Source organism: Croceicoccus sp. BE223, assembly GCF_031457155.1.
In the GTDB taxonomy this organism is placed as follows: domain Bacteria; phylum Pseudomonadota; class Alphaproteobacteria; order Sphingomonadales; family Sphingomonadaceae; genus Croceicoccus.
Map to the genome: position 1 here is coordinate 37648 of NZ_JAVDWB010000009.1, position 15737 is coordinate 53384.

A 15737-nucleotide genomic window follows, 5' to 3' on the forward strand; every position below is an offset into this window, starting at 1 on the left:
GATGGCAGACGAGGAAGCGCGGCCGCATCCGCATATCTACCTGCAGGGAATGGGGGCGCGCCAGGGGTACACGGCCTATCAGGCGGGCGGCGACGGCGGCAGCGGACCGCCACAGCGCGATCGAGCGGCCCATGCGAACGCCCTGACCCAGGCCCTGACGCAGGTCGTACAGCAAGGCGAGACGATCCTCGCGAACCGCGACGCCGATGTGGCTGCCGGCGAAAAGGGCTTCTACGTCGAATTCACGCTACCAGTGGGCCAAGCTGACATCGTCGACAAGCTGGAGAACCGGCGTGGCCGCTTCCCCATCGAGCTGGTGAACGTCCACCCTGCCGAGGAGGGGCTTGTCTCCGCGACGGTGTTCGTGCCCGAGAAGCAGAAGGACTATTACCTCAAGAAGATCGCGGCTTATCGTGACGGTGACACGGTCAGGCAGAAAACCCTCGACGATGGCTCGGTCGAGGAGATCCGCAAGCCGAAGAACCAGCGTCTCGTCGCGTCGATCGAAACCGCACGTCTGGCGGTCGCCCGGTCCTTCTACACCGATCAGGCGGATCTCTTCCCCGCGCCGGGTGTCGAGGCCTGGTGGGAGGTCTGGGTCCGCAAGGGAACGAAAGGATCGTTCGACAAGGCCGCGCACGCACTCGGCATGGCGACGCGCGAACATAGTCTCGAATTCGCCGAGCGTGATGTGGTCGTCGCGAAGGGCACGCCTGAACAGCTCGGGCGAGTGATCGCCAACACCGACAGCGTGGCCGAGCTCCGCCTCGCACGCGATACGCCCTCGCTCTACATGGGGATGGATGGGGCCGAGCAACGGACCTGGAGCGCGGACCTCGCGGACCGGCTCGTCCCGCTCGACGGCGATGTCCCCGCCGTCTGCCTGCTCGATTCCGGGACAACGATCGGCCATCCCCTGATCGCACCCTACCTGCTTCCGGCCGACCAGCAGGCCTTTGATGCTGCCTGGAATGTCGAGGATGTGAGCGCTCAGGGGCATGGCGGTCACGGCACGCAGATGTCGGGGACACTGCTCTACGGCGACCTCATGGAGGTGCTCGACGGGGCGGGGCCTGTGATCGTCCGGCACCGGCTCGAGTCCGTCAAGATCCTGCCGGACCATGGCGCCAATGACCCCGATCTGTATGGGGCAATCACCGCCCAAGCGATCGCGCGGGCCGAGATAGCAGCACCAAACCGGCCAAGAGCTATTTGCCTCGCGGTCACCAGCTTGGGCGATCACGGTCGGGGCAGACCGTCGGCTTGGTCGGCGAAGCTCGACGCGATCACCTTCGGCCGCGACGAAGTCCAGCGCTTCATCGCGGTCGCAGCGGGCAACATCCGCGAGGCGATCGTCGCGGCGGACTATCCCGCGCGTAATGATACGATGCCGATCGAAAGCCCGGCCCAGGCGTGGAATGCGCTGACGGTCGGAGCGTACACGGAACGCACGCTGATCTCCGATCCGACCTATGCCGGCTGGAACGCCCTTGGGGCAGCTGGTGACATCATGCCGCGCAGCCGAACCTCTGTCAGCTGGATCCGCGAATGGCCGCTTAAGCCCGACGTCGTCTTCGAAGGTGGGAACATCGGACACGATCCGGCGACGGGGCAGGGCGACCATGTCGATGATCTCGCCTTGCTGACCACGTATCGGACGATGGCCGAGCGGCCGTTCACGACCACGGGCGATACCAGCGCGGCAACTGCGCTGGCTGCACGGATGGCGGCGCAGATCATGGCGGAGAAGCCGGCCCTGTGGCCCGAGACTGTCCGCGGTCTGATCGTTCATTCTGCGGAATGGACACCGGCTATGCGAGCGCATCAGGGCGTAATCGGCAAGCCCGCGCTCGTGCGGCGCTATGGCTTTGGTGTCCCGTCGCTGGTGCGCGCTCTTGGCAGCCTCGATCACGATGTGGCCATCGTCAACGAAGACGAGATCGTGCCGTTCAAGATGAAGGCAGGAACGGCGGTCACCGACGAGTTAGCCGTCCATCAGCTCCCATGGCCGCGCGTAGCGCTATTGGCGCTTGATCCTGCGACGCTTGTCCAGCTTCGGGTAACGCTAAGCTACTTCATTGAACCAAACCCAGGCGAGCGCGGGCTGTCGCGGCGCCATGTCTATGCAAGCCATGGTCTGCGCTTCGATCTCAAGCACGCGGATGACTCGCTAGACACCTTCCTCCGGCGCAGGACCTCGGAAGCGGGTGCGCGGCCGCCGAGGCGGGCGGCCGCGGACACCGGCTGGGCTGTGGGTCCGCAACTGCGACACAGAGGGTCGCTGCACGCGGATATCTGGGAAGGCACCGCGACGGAGCTTGCCGCCCGCGACGCGATCATCGTCTATCCGACAGGCGGCTGGTGGCGGGAGAATGTCGCCCAAGGTCACGTGGGCGAGGCGGTGCGTTACAGTCTTATCGCCAGTATTCGCGCGGCACCAGGGACCGAAATGTACACTGAAGTGACGGCGCAGGTGGCGCCCAAGGTCGCGATCGGGATCTAGCCGTCCACGTCTAAGTGGAGCTTGGACTCACTCCCCGTCGCTGACGGATGGAGTTCAGAAGGAGGACGAGTGACGCTGCGATCAGCACCAAGTCCTTAAGCAGGAACTGGCCGGGCACTGTCGAGATGGCCGGAAAGCCGCCCGCAGAACTTTCCACCACTCCTGGGGTGGTAACGAAGAGGGAGAGCGTGATCAGGGAGAAGCACATCGACATGGCTGCTCCGAGCGCCGAGCACAGAGCGCTGAAGGCTCCTGCAGTTAGGGCGAATGCGGTCGCAAGCTGTATGAAACCGATGAAGCTGCTCTCGCCCTGCACCCCGAATATGCTCAGCCAGCTTAGGAGCGGACTTCCGGCAATCAGAGGGGCGATGTTATTGGCGTCGTACACTGTGAACTTCATGGCGCCAGACCAGAGCGATACTAGGACGAGCGCCCATCGCAGTAGAGCTAGGTCCCGGCTGGCGCTCTCAGCAATTAGAAACCTAGGCTTCATCAAGTACTGCATGATGCCCGGCTCTTGCCGCCTGGCTGCACGAATACGCCGTAGAAGCTCGGCCCGGCGCATGATCACGGACACCTCGCGGTACAGGTCTTGGCCTGCCCGACGCATTCTAGATCGCATCCGTTTGGAACGAGGAGATGCCAATCGAAAGCCCCAACTAATATGCGCCACGCATATACAATGGCTCTTATTGCTTGTCGATCCGCTATCGTCGGCAGCTTTGTAACGGCGTTCCGTCCGCCCCTATGGTAGCTGACCACGCAGACGTTGTCCTCAAGCTCGCGCGCGTCGGGTAGAACTATCCGCCACGCCCTGCATAAGCCGCGATATGGGATTGTTGTCTATGCGTCATGCATATACCTCTGACGCATGCAGTATGCTGTCCCCGGGCCCCAGCTCATGACCGGCGCTTTTTCGCTTGAGCGGGTGAGCGGCTTTCCAACTTGGATTGAGCGCCGACCGAACGGCGGAGCTTAGCAAGGGTGCCGTCGTGGCTCGACTTCGCTCTGTGCGTGCTATCTTTCGGCTTCGGATTTGCCGCCAACCAGGGAGGGACGTGCCTGGTCGCCGCCGCTGACGAGCTGGTCAGACGACAGCCTCCTCGCCTCCTCGTCGGGCTTGTCTCAGCGTCCGCAGCTGCAGGTCTCGTTGCCGTGCCGCTCGCGTGGGCTGCAGCGATAGATGGACTATCGATCACCGCATCGAGTATCCACGCTCCGCTCTTGGCGGGTGCCGTTGCCTTCGGTTTCGGAGCTCTCGTCAACGACACCTGCCTGCTAGGATCGCTCGCTCGTCTGGGGGATGGGGAGGTACGACTTCTAGCTCTGCCCTTTGGTCTCGCGGCCGGGATGCTGCTCATTGACCAAGCGCGACACGATCGTAGGGCAATGTGGCCAAGCCTGCTCGCGGCGCCGAGCGTGTGGGGTACGGTCTGCCTTTTGAGCTTTCTGATCATTCTGACGCTGGTGTCGATCATCCTGGCGGTCAGCGAGCCATCGCGACCAAGGGGGAGATGGCCGCTGGTATTATCGATGTTGGTCCTTGGAGCGACCGGCGGGGCACTTTTTGCACTGTCGCCGTCCTGGACGCTCGCTCAGTTGCTGCAGCACAGCCTTCTTCTCCGCGACATGAGCACCGGGGTTGTCGCACTCCCGGCTGTGGCCGCATCTGTCATGGGCGCATTCGCCGCCTCTGCCGGGCAAGGCAACATGGGCCTGCAGGAACCTTCTGTCCTTGATCTCCTTCGAACCCTCATCGGCGGCTTTCTTATGGGGGTTGGGATCTCTCTCATCCCCGGCGGGAATGATGGTCTTATCCTGTCAGCAGTGCCCGCGCTGTCACCAGGTGGCTTCGCGGCCGTCCTTACTATGACCGCCACGATTCTGATTGGCTTGGTCGGACGCCGCAGACTGACGCGCGGCGGGCGCATCGATCTTTAACGAACGTAACTGCTGAGCAGGCGATAGGCTTTTGCCGGGCCGACCACATTGATGATGGTCTCGAATGCACCCGGTCGCCCGAGAATGTAGCGAACCTCGTAAGTGTCGGCACCGCAGCGGTGGACATCGTCAGCTACGAGCAGTTGATCGTCCACGGCGTCGAAAATAAGCTGCACAAAGACATTGCCCAGGGTTGGCCCATCCGCGAACGCTACCGTGAACCCCCTCTCGGAGGGACGATAGGTGTAGCTCCGGTGGGACGACAGCTCCCGCCCGTCTCGCAATAGAAGCGTCCCGCACTCTCGGTAATTGAAAGTGCCATCAGGTTCAGGCTCGAAGACAGCCCTGCCGCGGAACTGCGCGCCGGCACCTATGATCTCACGATCGAGCTGCCAGGCGCCACTTAGACTTCGAAGGAGATGAGGGCCTTCGATCACCGCGATGTGTCATCCTCAGTTCGCAAGCTCGGCCCGGCACGCATAGAGTTACGCCAACTGAGCGGTTCGCCGTTCGACCGAATTGAAGAGCAGGACAAGCGACGCGGCGAGGAGAACGGCGTCCTTGAGCAGGAACTGGCCCGGTGCGGCCGATATGGCAGGGAAACCTCCTGCGCTTGCCTCCGCAACCCCTGGAGTAGTCACGAAGAAAGTTAGCGTGATCAGGTAGGTGGACGCCGACATGAGGGCGCCGAGCGCTGAGAAGATGGGCCGAAACGCACCGACGGTCAGCGCCGCAGCCGTCGAGAGCTCGATGATCCCGACAAAGTAGCTCTGCCCCTGCGTTCCGAACATGCCGAGCCAGCGCATGAGCGGGCTGTTTCCTATGAACGGGGCGATCCCGTCGGCCTCATACATGGTAAACTTCATGCCGCCGAACCACAGAAAAACCAGGACGAGAGCCCATCTCAGCAGCGCCAGATCTCTGCGGTTTTCTTCAGCAACGTGAAAGCGATAGCGGTTCAGAAGCGGCATCTGAAGCTCCTCGATGAAGATTATGTCGGTGGTGGAGAGACGAAAGGTTCAATAGCGCCGCGCGCCCATTGGGCAGCCAAGACACCGTGCCTGATCACAGAAGCGGCACGTCGACAGCGCGCTCTGGGGATCATTCAACAGGGAAGTCAGAATGGTGTCGGCGATCCGTTCCAAGACTACGCGCTCGTCGGCAGAGATCCGGACCAAAAAGCCGGCAACCGCAGCATTTCTAAGGCTTAGGAGTTTGGTTCGTTCGGCATGTCCCCGTCGCGTCAGCGTTATACGGGCGACGCGGCGGTCAGTTTGCGACTGCGACTTCCCTACGAAGCCCTGATCATCCAGCCGCTCGACAACGCGAACCGTCCCGGCATGCGACAGGCGAAGGATCCGGCTGATCTGATCGATCGACATTCCCGGCTCGTGACCGATCGCAATCAGCGCAGCAGCGGTTTCTCCACCCGCGGTAAAGGCCTCAGCTATGGCAATGCGCACCCGATCGGACACGGCCTGAGCGAGTGCGCCAAAGACGTTGATCAATCGATCTGAAGGCTCGTCCAGCATCGTCGCCACCCAGCTCAATATATGCGCCACGCATACACCTGTCGTAACTCTCTGTCGAGTTCGATCGGAGCTTGGTCGCGCTGCCCGTGTGGCCACTTCCCTCCAGCATGGTGCTTGACGGGCGCGAGAGTAGGTGGCGCAAACAGCGCCCAGAATCGCGCAAACGCTCGCTTTGGAGTTCCGCGGTTGCAGTCAGCTGCCGAATTTCGCCATCTCGAGTGCGGTATCGGCCATGCGTGTCGCAAAGCTCCATTCGTTGTCATACCAGGCGAGAACCCGAACCAGTCTTCGATCGACGACGTCGGTTTGGGGCAGCGCGACGATCGACGACTCGGTCCGATGGCTCAGATCGATCGACACCAATGGTTCGGTTGTGACCGCGAGCACACCCTGCATTGATCCATCAGCGGCAACCCGAATGGCTTCGTTCACCTCCTCCACGGTGACGTCTCGCATGGCGGATACGGCTAGGTCGATGACCGAAACATTGGGTGTGGGGACACGGATAGAGGATCCGTGCAGCTTGCCTTTCAAATCCGGCAACACGCGGCCGATTGCATTCGCCGCGCCCGTCGATGTCGGGATCATGGATAGAGCGGCTGCGCGCCCTCGATAAGGATCCGTGTGCACGGCATCCAGCGTCGGTTGGTCACCGGTGTAGGCGTGGACCGTCGTCATGTAACCGCGCTCGATGCCGAACAAATCATTCAACACTTTCGCCACGGGTGCGAGCACATTGGTCGTGCAGGATCCGTTTGAGACAATTACATCCTCGGGCGTCAATGTCGCATGATTGACCTTAAAGACGATCGTCTTGTCGGCTCCCTCGCTGGGCGCTGAGACGAGAACACGTTTCGCACCGGCGCGGAGATGTGCGCTGGCCTTATCTTTCGAAGTGAAGAGGCCTGAGCACTCCATTGCGATATCGACGCCGCACTTCTGATGAGGCAAGTCCGCCGGGTCGCGCTGCATGGTGACCGCGATTTTCCCGTAGCCGACATCGATCCAGTCGGCGCCCACGTCGATTACGCCCGGAAAGGGGCCGTGAACGGAGTCGTACTTAAGAAGGTGAGCCAGGGTGCTGACCGGTGCGAGATCGTTGATCGCTACGACTTGGATATCCTGACGGCGAAGTTCGACCGCCGAGCGCAACGTCAGTCTGCCGATGCGCCCAAAACCGTTGATCGCGACCCTGACAGTCATGCGCATTCCCTTTCGTTAATGAGAAATCCCCGCCGGGAACGAGTATCTCTCGCTGCCCGCTCGCAGGAAAATTGCCGCTGAAGTCGACGCCATATATATGCGTGACGCATAGACCTATGCGTGGGTTCCGAGCAGGTCAACACGGCGAGACGATTAAGAGCGACTGGTCACACCCGGCGGCTGCTCGGCATCGTCGCGTGGAGCATGCAGTGCGGAACGGGACTGCCTAAGGAATGGATGGAGGATCGAAAAAGGTGTCTGACCTCGAAGCAGAAAAGGCACTCGCAGCCAACAGGGCGGTCGATGAAATCCAGGACGGCATGCTTGTCGGGTTGGGGACCGGCAGCACGGCGAATTACGTGGTAAAGTATCTTGCAGAACGAGTTGCTGCCGGTCTCCGGATCACGGCTGTCCCCACCTCGCGCATAACCGAGGCTCTGGCCCGCGAACTGGCCGTACCGCTGGTTGCCGCCGGGGGTTTAAGATCAGTCGACCTCACCATCGACGGCGCCGACGAGATCGATCACAGCCTGCAGGCAATCAAGGGCGGTGGGGGCGCGTTGCTAAGGGAAAAGGTTATTGCTGCGGCATCTGCTCGCGTCATAGCCGTGGTCGACTCCAGCAAGGTCGTAAGGCGGCTCGGCCGCTTTCCGCTTCCCGTCGAAGTTTTCCCGTTTGCCACTGAGTTCGTTGGAGCGCGCCTTGCCGATCTCGGAGTTCCGGTGTCCCTCCGATTGCAGGATGATGATCCGGTTTTGACAGATCAGGGCAATTACATCCTAGATGTTACCTTCGGGGTCATCACAGACCCGCAGCAGACCGCGCTTGCGATCGCAGCCATTCCGGGTGTCGCCGCGCACGGCCTTTTCCTCTCTGAGGTCGATACGGTCATCGTTGGGCGCGATGATGCGGTTGATGTTAGACACGCGGATCGATCGTGATCCCAGTACTGCGGGTTGAAGCTTTCGCACCCCAGCGCTGCGTCCTCGATAAACCCAAAGCGGGCGAGAGGCCGGGCTTCTCTCAAGCCGCCATAGCCGCAGCGTATCGAGCGGTATGGCAGCTCGTCGCAAACTACGACTGATGAAAATCGGATGTGGCGCCCTAAACCACTGACTTCACGCGACTTCCCATTGTTCCAACCTGCCGGATCGATACGCACCGAAGCTTGCTGTCTATGCGTCGCGCACATATACCAGCATGGATGGATGAACCTCGAGACCGTAACGTTTTCGGGGCGTTTGCACTTATGATCAGCGACGACATCGTTCGCGCTAGTTCATCGCGGGCGCCGGAAGAAGGACCAGCCGCGTCGGCGCTAGCGCTGCTCGCGCACCAGCCTGGGCTTTCGGTAAGAATGCTGGCGGTCGGCGTGGGCTTGTCGCACGCAGGGACGGTCCGCCTTGCCGATCGCCTCACTGCCGAAGGACTGATCGAAAGCCGGACGACCTCGACTGACGGCCGCGTCCGTTCCCTGCACCTGACGTCGGCCGGTCAGGAGGCGAGTGCTGCGGTCCTATCCGCACGAGATAAGGTCATCGGAGAGGGTCTGTCGATCCTCAACAAAGGCGAGATGAAGTTCCTGGCCGACATTGCCGAGCGCGTCCTTCGTGCCCGCTTGGAGAACCTCGAGCACTCCTATCGCATCTGCCGCCTGTGCTGCTACGAAGGTTGCACCAATTGTCCTATCGACGCGGAGCTGCATGAGCGGGGGCAGGACCGCGAATGACGGTCGCACCGGTGATCTGGAAGTGCGGGCTCAATGCTGCGCGATCAAGTAGGCGGCCAGAAAGCCGAGGACCGTGATCAGCCCGATGAACGGAGGCGCATTTTCGAAGGCCTCCGGGATCATGGCTTCGGCGAGCATGGCCAGTACGGCACCAGCCGCGAATAGGAGGATGGCAGGCTCCTGCGCCGATGCTGATCCGAGCAGGAAGTTTCCGGCACCTGCAGCGATCGCGATTATCAGCGGTATCCCGATCCATATCGTGTAGATGTATGTGCGAGACCGGCCGGCCAGTTTCATGCCTGAGGTGCTCGAGAGGCCCTGGGGCACATTAGCCAGAAAAAAACCCACGATTACGGCCAGGCTGATTGCGCCGCCGCCGGCGACCGACATCCCGATTACCAAGGCCTCAGGGATGCCGTCGAGTACGCTGCCCACGGCTATCGCAGCTCCACTGCCATGATGCTCCGCTTCGTTGGGTTGCTCGACGCACTCGCCACAACGCTTTCGGTCCCTGGCCCCGCGCTTGGCCAAGTACCAGTTTATGCCGCTGAAGATCGCCGCACCTGCTGGCAAGGCCATGGTCGGCCATGCAGCTGCCCCGCCCGCATGTGGTCGAACGACAAGCTCGGTGGCGATTACGGCAAACAAGACACCGCCCCCGAACCCCATGATGGCGGAAACCATCCGATGACTGAGCTTGCCGGATAATGCATCTGCAACGATCGCGCCCAAGAGCAAGCCGCTGCCAGACACTAGCCCCCACATGCCGGCAACGACGAACTCAGGGACGGTTGTAATAGGTGATTCCACCGTCGCAGCCTCCTTCAACAAACATCGACTTGCCAGCGGCGCGTTCAATGGCGCTGTGATGTGCCAGCAGGTCGTGGCTTGGCCGCATCATCAGCGCGATCGGTCGAGGCGCCACGTGGGACGCGCGAAGTGGCAGCTATACCCCCTCGGATGTCGCACCAGGTAGTTCTGGTGCTCCGGCTCTGCCTCCCAGAATGGCTCCTCGGGATTGATCTCGGATAAGACCGGCCCGGGCCATCGACCCGATGCCTCGATATCCTCGATCGTTGCCAAGGCGATCTCCATCTGACGCTTGTCGGTATAGAAGATGGCGGATCGGTAGCTTGGGCCGATGTCACTGCCCTGTTGTTCGTACGTCGTCGGGTCGTGGATCTGAAAGAAGAGTTCCAGTAGGGAGCGATAGCTCAGAACGGCGGGGTCGAAGACCACCTCCACCGCCTCTGCGTGGCCATGATGATCATCGTAGGTAGGGTCTGCCGTTTCACCGCCGATGTACCCGACGCGTGTCGAGACGACCCCCCGCTTTTGCCGCAGCAAGTCTTCCATGCCCCAGAAGCATCCGCCGGCGAGTATCGCTCGCTCCGTCCATTTTTCTTCGCTTTCGAGAGACGGGTCGCTCACAGATCCCTCCCTTCTGGGTCGGCTCGAATCCTGTTGTTCATGCCGCCGGTTCGGGGCTTCGCTTGGTCACGGATGCGTCGACGAGGTCGGTCTGAACATCTGATCCACGGATCAGCGTTAGGTCGACGGGACAGCGGTCGGCGATCTCGAGAATACGCGCGCGCTGATCCTCATTCAGGGGGCCTTCAAGGACAATCGTCCGAGTGAACCGGTCTGGGGGCATCATGTCCGCCACCTTCTTGTGCTCGACCGTCGTGCTCGCTCGTTCGAGCGGAAAGCCTTTACGGTTTGCATAGAGGCGCATCGTCATCACCGTGCAGGCAGCGAGGCCGGCGGAGACCAACTCATATGGCGAAAGACCGCTCCCTAGTCCGCCGACCGATGTCGGCTCGTCCGAGTAGATCGAATGCTTGCCGCTGCGGACCTTGAGCTGGAACTTGCCCGCCAGCGTCTCGATGGCCTCGACTCCATCGGCAGCCTCAACCTGCGGAAGATCGGCGACAAGGGGTGGCAGGTAGCGATTGGCCCAGGTGGCGACCATGGCAGATGCAAAGTTCGCGTCGGCGGCATCTGCAAGAAGGTGATCGGCCGCATCGAGCGATACGAAGCTTTTCGGGTGCCGAGCAGCGACGAAGATGCGCGACGCATGCTCGACCCCAACCACCTGATCGAGAGGGGAGTGCAGGACGAGTAAGGGACGACGGAGCGCCGCGACCGCCTTTTCTACATCCACCTGTTCGACGGCGTCGACGAAGCTGCGTCGGATGAGGAAAGGCCGGCCGGCAATGTCGACCGATGCCTCGCCTTCGCGTCTGATCGTGTCGAGATCGCTGGCGTCGAAGACCTTGAGGATGTGCTCGAGTTCCGACGGCGCGCCGATGGTAGCCACGGCGACGATGTCCGGCAGATCGGTCGCAGCCACCAGAGCAGCGGTTCCACCCAGGCTATGTCCGATAAGAAGGGTGGGCGTCATCCCCGCGGCCGTCATCGCCCTTGCGGCTGACTTGAGATCCGTCACGTCCGCGGCGAAATCCACTGCCTCGCCTTCGGCGCCGCTGACCCCAGTGCCGGCAAAGTCAAATCGCAGGACGCCGATCCCTGCCCGCGACAGCGCACGGGAGATGTGGACAGCCGCTCGGCTGTCCTTCCCGCACGTGAAGCAATGAGCGAAGATCGCCCATCCGCGAGGGGTGCCTTCCGGAGACTCTAGGAGCCCGCTGAGAAGCTTGCCCTCTCCGTTCTCGAACGTGAACTTCGCTGCAGGCACGTCGACACCTCCCAGAATATATGAGCGCGCAGTTCCAAGGCGGAGCTGCGCATTCCTCAGCCAGTCGCCGATCTCCCCACCCGCGAGCCGGGGCGAGCATCGCCTCGTGCCCTACCGTTCGGCCGGGCAGCACCTTGCATGGGCACCAGTCACGACAAGCCACACCTTTTTATATGCGTCGCGCATATAGACAACCCCTAACCGGCAAACTATATGCGTCGCGCATACTTCTCCTCCCGGTCTGTGAAGACGGGTCTACGAGACAGTGTGCGGCAGACACATGGGCCGAGGGGTGATGGAACTCAATCAGGTCAGCTATTTCATAAACTTGGCGGAGACGCTGAACTTCACCGAGGCGGCTCGGTTGAGCGGCGTGTCGCAGCCAAGCCTCACGCGCGCGATCCGTCGCCTTGAGGAGGAGCTCGGCGGGGCGCTGATCTATCGTGACGGTAAGAACAGCCGTCTCACCGGCCTTGGCCAGGATGTCGAAGCAGAGTTCCGTCGAATGCTCCTGGCGTTGAGGAGCGTGCGCGATCACTCTGAGAACTGGACGATGGGGCGCCACCGTGTGCTGGACATCGCTGTCGCGCCGACCGTCGGACCGAAAGGGTTTGCAGCCTTTCTCCAGGATGCTCTAGAGGAAGTCCCGTCCATCGAGATCAGACTGCATTCACTCCAGTCGGGCGAAGACTCGTCGGAAGTCCTATCCGGCAAGTATCACGCTTGTATCCTTCCGCGGGAAGTTCGCCCGGATCGGAAGCTCGATGTGCGACCGCTCTTCCAAGAGCGCTTTGTACTCGCCTGCGCAGCGAAGCACCCTTTGGCGGCGGCAGCCATTGTTCGTGGTGAAGACCTAGCTAATTTCCCGTTGGTCGATCGGCTCAACTGTGAGTTTCGCGACCAGATACAAGAGCACTTTGCCCGACGCGACGTGGTGTTGCGCCCGCGCTTGCGTTCAGACCGGGAAGACTGGGTCCACCGCATCGTTGCCGAGGGTCGCGCGGTATGCATCGTTCCGGAGCGTTCAGCCGCAGAGACTGGTCTTGTTACGCGGCCGATTGAAGGTTTCACCTTGGAGAGGGAGGTGGTCATCGTGACGGTTTCCGGATCGACGGCTCCGGTTGAGATCCGGAAAGTCGCGCAGCTTGCGGCGCGATACGAGTGGAGGTGAGCGCAATGGGCCGGGCGTCGTGGCTATGGAAACTATGCCTACGGCGTATTGGATAAGTAGGTATGCGACTGCGATAGTCGACTTGATGACACATCAGTCATGCTGAGCGTGGTGCGCCTAGAGTTTCTCTTAGCATTGGAGGTCTAATGATGAAGTTCGAGAAAACACAGGCAGCGATCGACCGCCTGACCCCTGAGCAGCGTCGCATCACCCAGGAGCACGGCACCGAAAGGCCCTTCACGGGTGAATATAACGACAACAAGGCGCCAGGGATCTACGTCGATATCGTATCGGGCGAGCCGCTGTTTGCTTCGACCGACAAGTTCGACTCGCGCTCCGGTTGGCCTAGCTTCACCAAGCCGATCGTCCCGGCGCATGTCAACGAAGTGCGGGACAGCTCCCATGGGATGACGAGGACCGAGGTCAGGTCGGTGCATGGCGACAGCCATCTCGGCCACGTTTTCCCGGATGGCCCCGCCGACCAGGGCGGCCTGCGCTATTGCATCAATTCGGCAGCGCTCCGCTTCGTCCCCCGCGATGAGATGGAAGCCGAGGGATACGGTGAATATCTCGATCAAGTAGAGGAGGTTTAACATGTATCAGCGCGCAGTTCTCGCTGGCGGCTGCTTCTGGGGTATGCAGGATCTGATCCGCAAGCAGCCGGGCGTCATCTCGACCCGCGTGGGCTACACCGGCGGCGACGTCCCCAATGCCACCTATCGCAATCACGGCACCCATGCCGAGGGGATCGAGATCACCTTCGATCCCGAGGTGACGAGCTATCGGAACATCCTGGAGTATTTTTTCCAGATCCACGATCCGACGACAAAGGATCGTCAAGGCAACGACCGCGGAGCCTCCTACAGGTCCGGCATCTACTATGTCGACGAGGAGCAAAAGCGCATCGCCGAGGACACGATCGCCGACGTGGATGCATCGGGGCTCTGGAATGGCAAGGTCGTCACCGAGGTCGAACCGGTGGGCGACTTCTGGGAAGCGGAGCCGGAGCATCAGGATTACCTCGAGAAGCGGCCCGGCGGTTACACGTGCCACTTCGCGCGACCCGATTGGGTGCTTCCAAAGCGCCAGGATGCCGGCGGTGCGCCCGGCGCGGCTGCGGCGCAGGCGGGCTGATCGAGCGAGTTTACACTCCTTCATAGCATCAGCAATTCCCTTCGTGGTTGGGTCGCCATGCGATCCGGCTACGAAGGGATGATCGGTCTGACAGTCGGTTGGACCGGCTTATTTCGGGAACCGCAGCCGAATGCCAGATCTCTCTTCGTTCCCGATCGCGCAGCGGTGGCCAGCAGCGCATCCTGATCGCCTGCAGCTTTATGCGGCACCGACGCCCAACGGCGTCAAGGTTTCGATCATGCTTGAAGAGGTCGGCCTGCCGTACGAGCCGCACTTCGTAGATATCTCCAAGAACGAGTCGAAAGAACCCGCGTTCGTCTCGCTCAATCCGAACGGCCGCATCCCGGCGATCATCGACCCCCATGGACCAGGCGGCATGCCGATCGGCGTATGGGAATCCGGAGCGATTTTGGTCTACTTGGCGGAGAAGAGCGGCAAACTGATGCCGATCGCGCCTGAGAAGCGGTTTGAGACGCTCGCCTGGGTCCTTTTCCAGGTGTCGGCAATCGGACCGATGTTCGGCCAGTTGGGCTTCTTCCTGCGGTGGGGCGGCAAGGACTTCGAGGACCGGCGTCCCCGGCAGCGCTTCGCGGACGAGTCTAAACGCCTCCTCGGCGTGCTGGATCGCCAGCTAGAGGGACGTGACTGGATCGTTGACGAATACTCTATTGCTGATGTGGCAACGCTCGGCTGGGTGAACGCGCTCGTAACATCATACGACGCCGGCGGACTGCTAGAGTTCGAGACCTTCTCCAACATTTCGGCTTGGCTTAAGCGCGGGCTCGCCCGGCCGGCGGTACAACGCGGCCTTCTCGTTCCGGAGAGACCTGCATGACCGTCATCGCGAGCTATTATTATAACGAAGGGAGGCGCGTAAGAGAGGTCTCGATCGATGAGCGGGTAGCGCATGACGATAGCCGTTCGGGCTTTTGTTGGATCGGGCTGAGTGAGCCTACCCCTGAGGAGCTGCGTTCGCTCCAGGAGACATACGGCCTTCACCCGTTGGCCGTCGACAACGCGATGCATCCTCAATGTCCGCCCAAGCTCGAGGTCTATAACGACGAGCTCTATGTGGTCGCCAATACGGCCGAACTGGATGGTGATCGGATACGCTACGGTAAGACAGCGATCTTCACCGGACACAATCACCTCATCACCGTGCGGCATGGCACGCCCGGCGCATTGGGTAACCTCCGGGAGCAGCTTGAAGCGGCGCCGGCGCAATTCGGTAAAGGCGTCGACTATGTCCTGCACGCGATCCTGCATCGCATCGTCGATCAGTACCTGCCGATCTTCGAAATGATCGAAGACGATGTTCTGGCTATGGAACGTCGATCACTCGACGACTTCCTCGGTCGTGAAGACGTCGCTCGCATTTTCGGCCTGAGGTGTGAACTGACAAGGTTCCAGCGCATGCTGGGAGCGATGGCCGAGCTTGTGCGCAAGCTCGTGCGGGGACACTTTCCCTGCATCAGTGCCGAGGTTCGACCGTATTTCAACGATGTCGCAGACCACGTTTCGCGTGTGCAAGCGATGGTTGACGGCCTCCTGCAGGTTCTATCCACCGTCTTTGAATTTAGCAGCCTTCTGGAAGCGCAGCGGATCGGGGTCATCACTCGGCAACTCGCCGCCTGGGCCGCGATATTGGCCGTCCCCACGGCCATCGCCGGCATATACGGGATGAACTTCAAACACATGCCGGAACTCGACACGGCCTATGGCTACTTCGTCGTGCTTGGAGTCATGACGTTGATCTGCCTCCTCCTGTTCATGCGCTTCAAGCAAGTGAAATGGCTTTGAGGATCGCGTCCGGCGCCTTCCGCGAG

General features: G+C 61.3%; 17 protein-coding genes. 9 read left to right on the plus strand and 8 right to left on the minus strand.

From position 1 onward, the window contains the following. Position 1 precedes the first annotated feature (1 nt). A complete protein-coding gene (locus J2X37_RS15375) occupies positions 2-2503 on the plus strand; it encodes a S8 family peptidase (RefSeq protein ID WP_310022967.1) in 2502 nt (833 codons plus the stop codon). 10 nt (positions 2504-2513) lie between these two features. Here J2X37_RS15375 and J2X37_RS15380 read toward each other — a convergent pair whose 3' ends face one another. Beyond that, positions 2514-3008, minus strand: a complete 495-nt coding sequence (locus J2X37_RS15380) for a DUF417 family protein (RefSeq protein ID WP_310022969.1) — start codon at positions 3006-3008, stop codon at positions 2514-2516. Between the two features lie 509 nt (positions 3009-3517). On the opposite strand from J2X37_RS15380, the gene J2X37_RS15385 reads away from it, so the two are divergent. After that, on the plus strand, positions 3518-4444 hold the full coding sequence (locus J2X37_RS15385; protein WP_310023141.1) for a YeeE/YedE thiosulfate transporter family protein: 927 nt from the start codon (positions 3518-3520) through the stop codon (positions 4442-4444). Here the strand turns inward: J2X37_RS15385 and J2X37_RS15390 are convergent. The 4 genes from J2X37_RS15390 to gap all read right to left on the minus strand — a co-directional run bounded on the left by J2X37_RS15390 (position 4441) and on the right by gap (position 7179). Beyond that, positions 4441-4881, minus strand: a complete 441-nt coding sequence (locus tag J2X37_RS15390) for a DUF6314 family protein (protein ID WP_310022971.1) — start codon at positions 4879-4881, stop codon at positions 4441-4443. The genes J2X37_RS15385 and J2X37_RS15390 overlap by 4 nt on opposite strands. Before the next feature lie 48 nt (positions 4882-4929). Then, a complete protein-coding gene (locus J2X37_RS15395) occupies positions 4930-5415 on the minus strand; it encodes a DUF417 family protein (RefSeq protein ID WP_310022973.1) in 486 nt (161 codons plus the stop codon). Between the two features lie 48 nt (positions 5416-5463). Then, positions 5464-6006, minus strand: a complete 543-nt coding sequence (locus J2X37_RS15400) for a MarR family transcriptional regulator (RefSeq protein ID WP_310022975.1) — start codon at positions 6004-6006, stop codon at positions 5464-5466. Between the two features lie 162 nt (positions 6007-6168). Beyond that, on the minus strand, positions 6169-7179 hold the full coding sequence (gene gap / locus J2X37_RS15405; RefSeq protein ID WP_310022977.1) for a type I glyceraldehyde-3-phosphate dehydrogenase: 1011 nt from the start codon (positions 7177-7179) through the stop codon (positions 6169-6171). A gap of 254 nt (positions 7180-7433) precedes the next feature. Between gap and rpiA the strand changes: the two genes are divergently transcribed. Then, complete coding sequence (rpiA, locus tag J2X37_RS15410) at positions 7434-8120, plus strand: ribose-5-phosphate isomerase RpiA (protein ID WP_310022979.1); 687 nt, start codon at positions 7434-7436, stop codon at positions 8118-8120. A 308-nt stretch (positions 8121-8428) separates the two neighbouring features. Continuing rightward, positions 8429-8908: a MarR family transcriptional regulator gene (locus J2X37_RS15415; protein ID WP_310022981.1), complete on the plus strand. Its 480-nt coding sequence runs from the start codon at positions 8429-8431 to the stop codon at positions 8906-8908. 30 nt (positions 8909-8938) lie between these two features. Here J2X37_RS15415 and J2X37_RS15420 read toward each other — a convergent pair whose 3' ends face one another. The 3 genes from J2X37_RS15420 to J2X37_RS15430 all read right to left on the minus strand — a co-directional run bounded on the left by J2X37_RS15420 (position 8939) and on the right by J2X37_RS15430 (position 11606). Then, positions 8939-9736 (minus strand): ZIP family zinc transporter, encoded by a 798-nt coding sequence (locus tag J2X37_RS15420; protein WP_310022983.1) that lies wholly within the window; start codon positions 9734-9736, stop codon positions 8939-8941. 72 nt (positions 9737-9808) lie between these two features. Further along, entirely contained in the window at positions 9809-10339 is a 531-nt protein-coding gene (gene msrA / locus J2X37_RS15425) for a peptide-methionine (S)-S-oxide reductase MsrA (protein WP_310022986.1), read from the minus strand. A 37-nt stretch (positions 10340-10376) separates the two neighbouring features. Then, a complete protein-coding gene (locus tag J2X37_RS15430) occupies positions 10377-11606 on the minus strand; it encodes an alpha/beta fold hydrolase (protein ID WP_310022988.1) in 1230 nt (409 codons plus the stop codon). Positions 11607-11901: 295 nt separating this feature from the next. Here J2X37_RS15430 and J2X37_RS15435 point away from each other — a divergent pair, with 295 nt between their 5' ends. The 5 genes from J2X37_RS15435 (at position 11902) to J2X37_RS15455 (ending at position 15711) form a co-directional block, all read left to right on the plus strand. Next, positions 11902-12777 (plus strand): LysR family transcriptional regulator, encoded by an 876-nt coding sequence (locus J2X37_RS15435; RefSeq protein ID WP_310022990.1) that lies wholly within the window; start codon positions 11902-11904, stop codon positions 12775-12777. 149 nt (positions 12778-12926) lie between these two features. After that, a complete protein-coding gene (gene msrB, locus J2X37_RS15440; RefSeq protein ID WP_310022992.1) occupies positions 12927-13370 on the plus strand; it encodes a peptide-methionine (R)-S-oxide reductase MsrB in 444 nt (147 codons plus the stop codon). Between the two features lies 1 nt (position 13371). Beyond that, positions 13372-13911 carry a peptide-methionine (S)-S-oxide reductase MsrA gene (msrA, locus tag J2X37_RS15445; RefSeq protein ID WP_310022994.1) on the plus strand — a complete coding sequence of 180 codons (540 nt, stop codon included), beginning with the start codon at positions 13372-13374 and terminating at the stop codon, positions 13909-13911. Between the two features lie 130 nt (positions 13912-14041). Next, complete coding sequence (locus tag J2X37_RS15450) at positions 14042-14746, plus strand: glutathione S-transferase N-terminal domain-containing protein (protein WP_310022996.1); 705 nt, start codon at positions 14042-14044, stop codon at positions 14744-14746. Beyond that, positions 14743-15711 carry a magnesium and cobalt transport protein CorA gene (locus J2X37_RS15455; protein ID WP_310022998.1) on the plus strand — a complete coding sequence of 323 codons (969 nt, stop codon included), beginning with the start codon at positions 14743-14745 and terminating at the stop codon, positions 15709-15711. The genes J2X37_RS15450 and J2X37_RS15455 overlap by 4 nt, the downstream gene beginning before the upstream one ends. Positions 15712-15737: the final 26 nt, after the last annotated feature.

Bases quoted from the DNA above. Each gene is read 5' to 3' on its own strand.
- J2X37_RS15375 (WP_310022967.1), top strand. From the start codon at position 2: ATGGCAGACGAGGAAGCGCGGCCGCATCCGCATATCTACCTGCAGGGA.
- J2X37_RS15380 (WP_310022969.1), bottom strand. From the start codon at position 3,008: ATGCAGTACTTGATGAAGCCTAGGTTTCTAATTGCTGAGAGCGCCAGC.
- J2X37_RS15395 (WP_310022973.1), bottom strand. From the start codon at position 5,415: ATGCCGCTTCTGAACCGCTATCGCTTTCACGTTGCTGAAGAAAACCGC.
- gap (WP_310022977.1), bottom strand. From the start codon at position 7,179: ATGACTGTCAGGGTCGCGATCAACGGTTTTGGGCGCATCGGCAGACTG.
- J2X37_RS15415 (WP_310022981.1), top strand. From the start codon at position 8,429: ATGATCAGCGACGACATCGTTCGCGCTAGTTCATCGCGGGCGCCGGAA.
- J2X37_RS15435 (WP_310022990.1), top strand. From the start codon at position 11,902: ATGGAACTCAATCAGGTCAGCTATTTCATAAACTTGGCGGAGACGCTG.
- msrB (WP_310022992.1), top strand. From the start codon at position 12,927: ATGAAGTTCGAGAAAACACAGGCAGCGATCGACCGCCTGACCCCTGAG.
- msrA (WP_310022994.1), top strand. From the start codon at position 13,372: ATGTATCAGCGCGCAGTTCTCGCTGGCGGCTGCTTCTGGGGTATGCAG.
- J2X37_RS15450 (WP_310022996.1), top strand. From the start codon at position 14,042: ATGCCAGATCTCTCTTCGTTCCCGATCGCGCAGCGGTGGCCAGCAGCG.
- J2X37_RS15455 (WP_310022998.1), top strand. From the start codon at position 14,743: ATGACCGTCATCGCGAGCTATTATTATAACGAAGGGAGGCGCGTAAGA.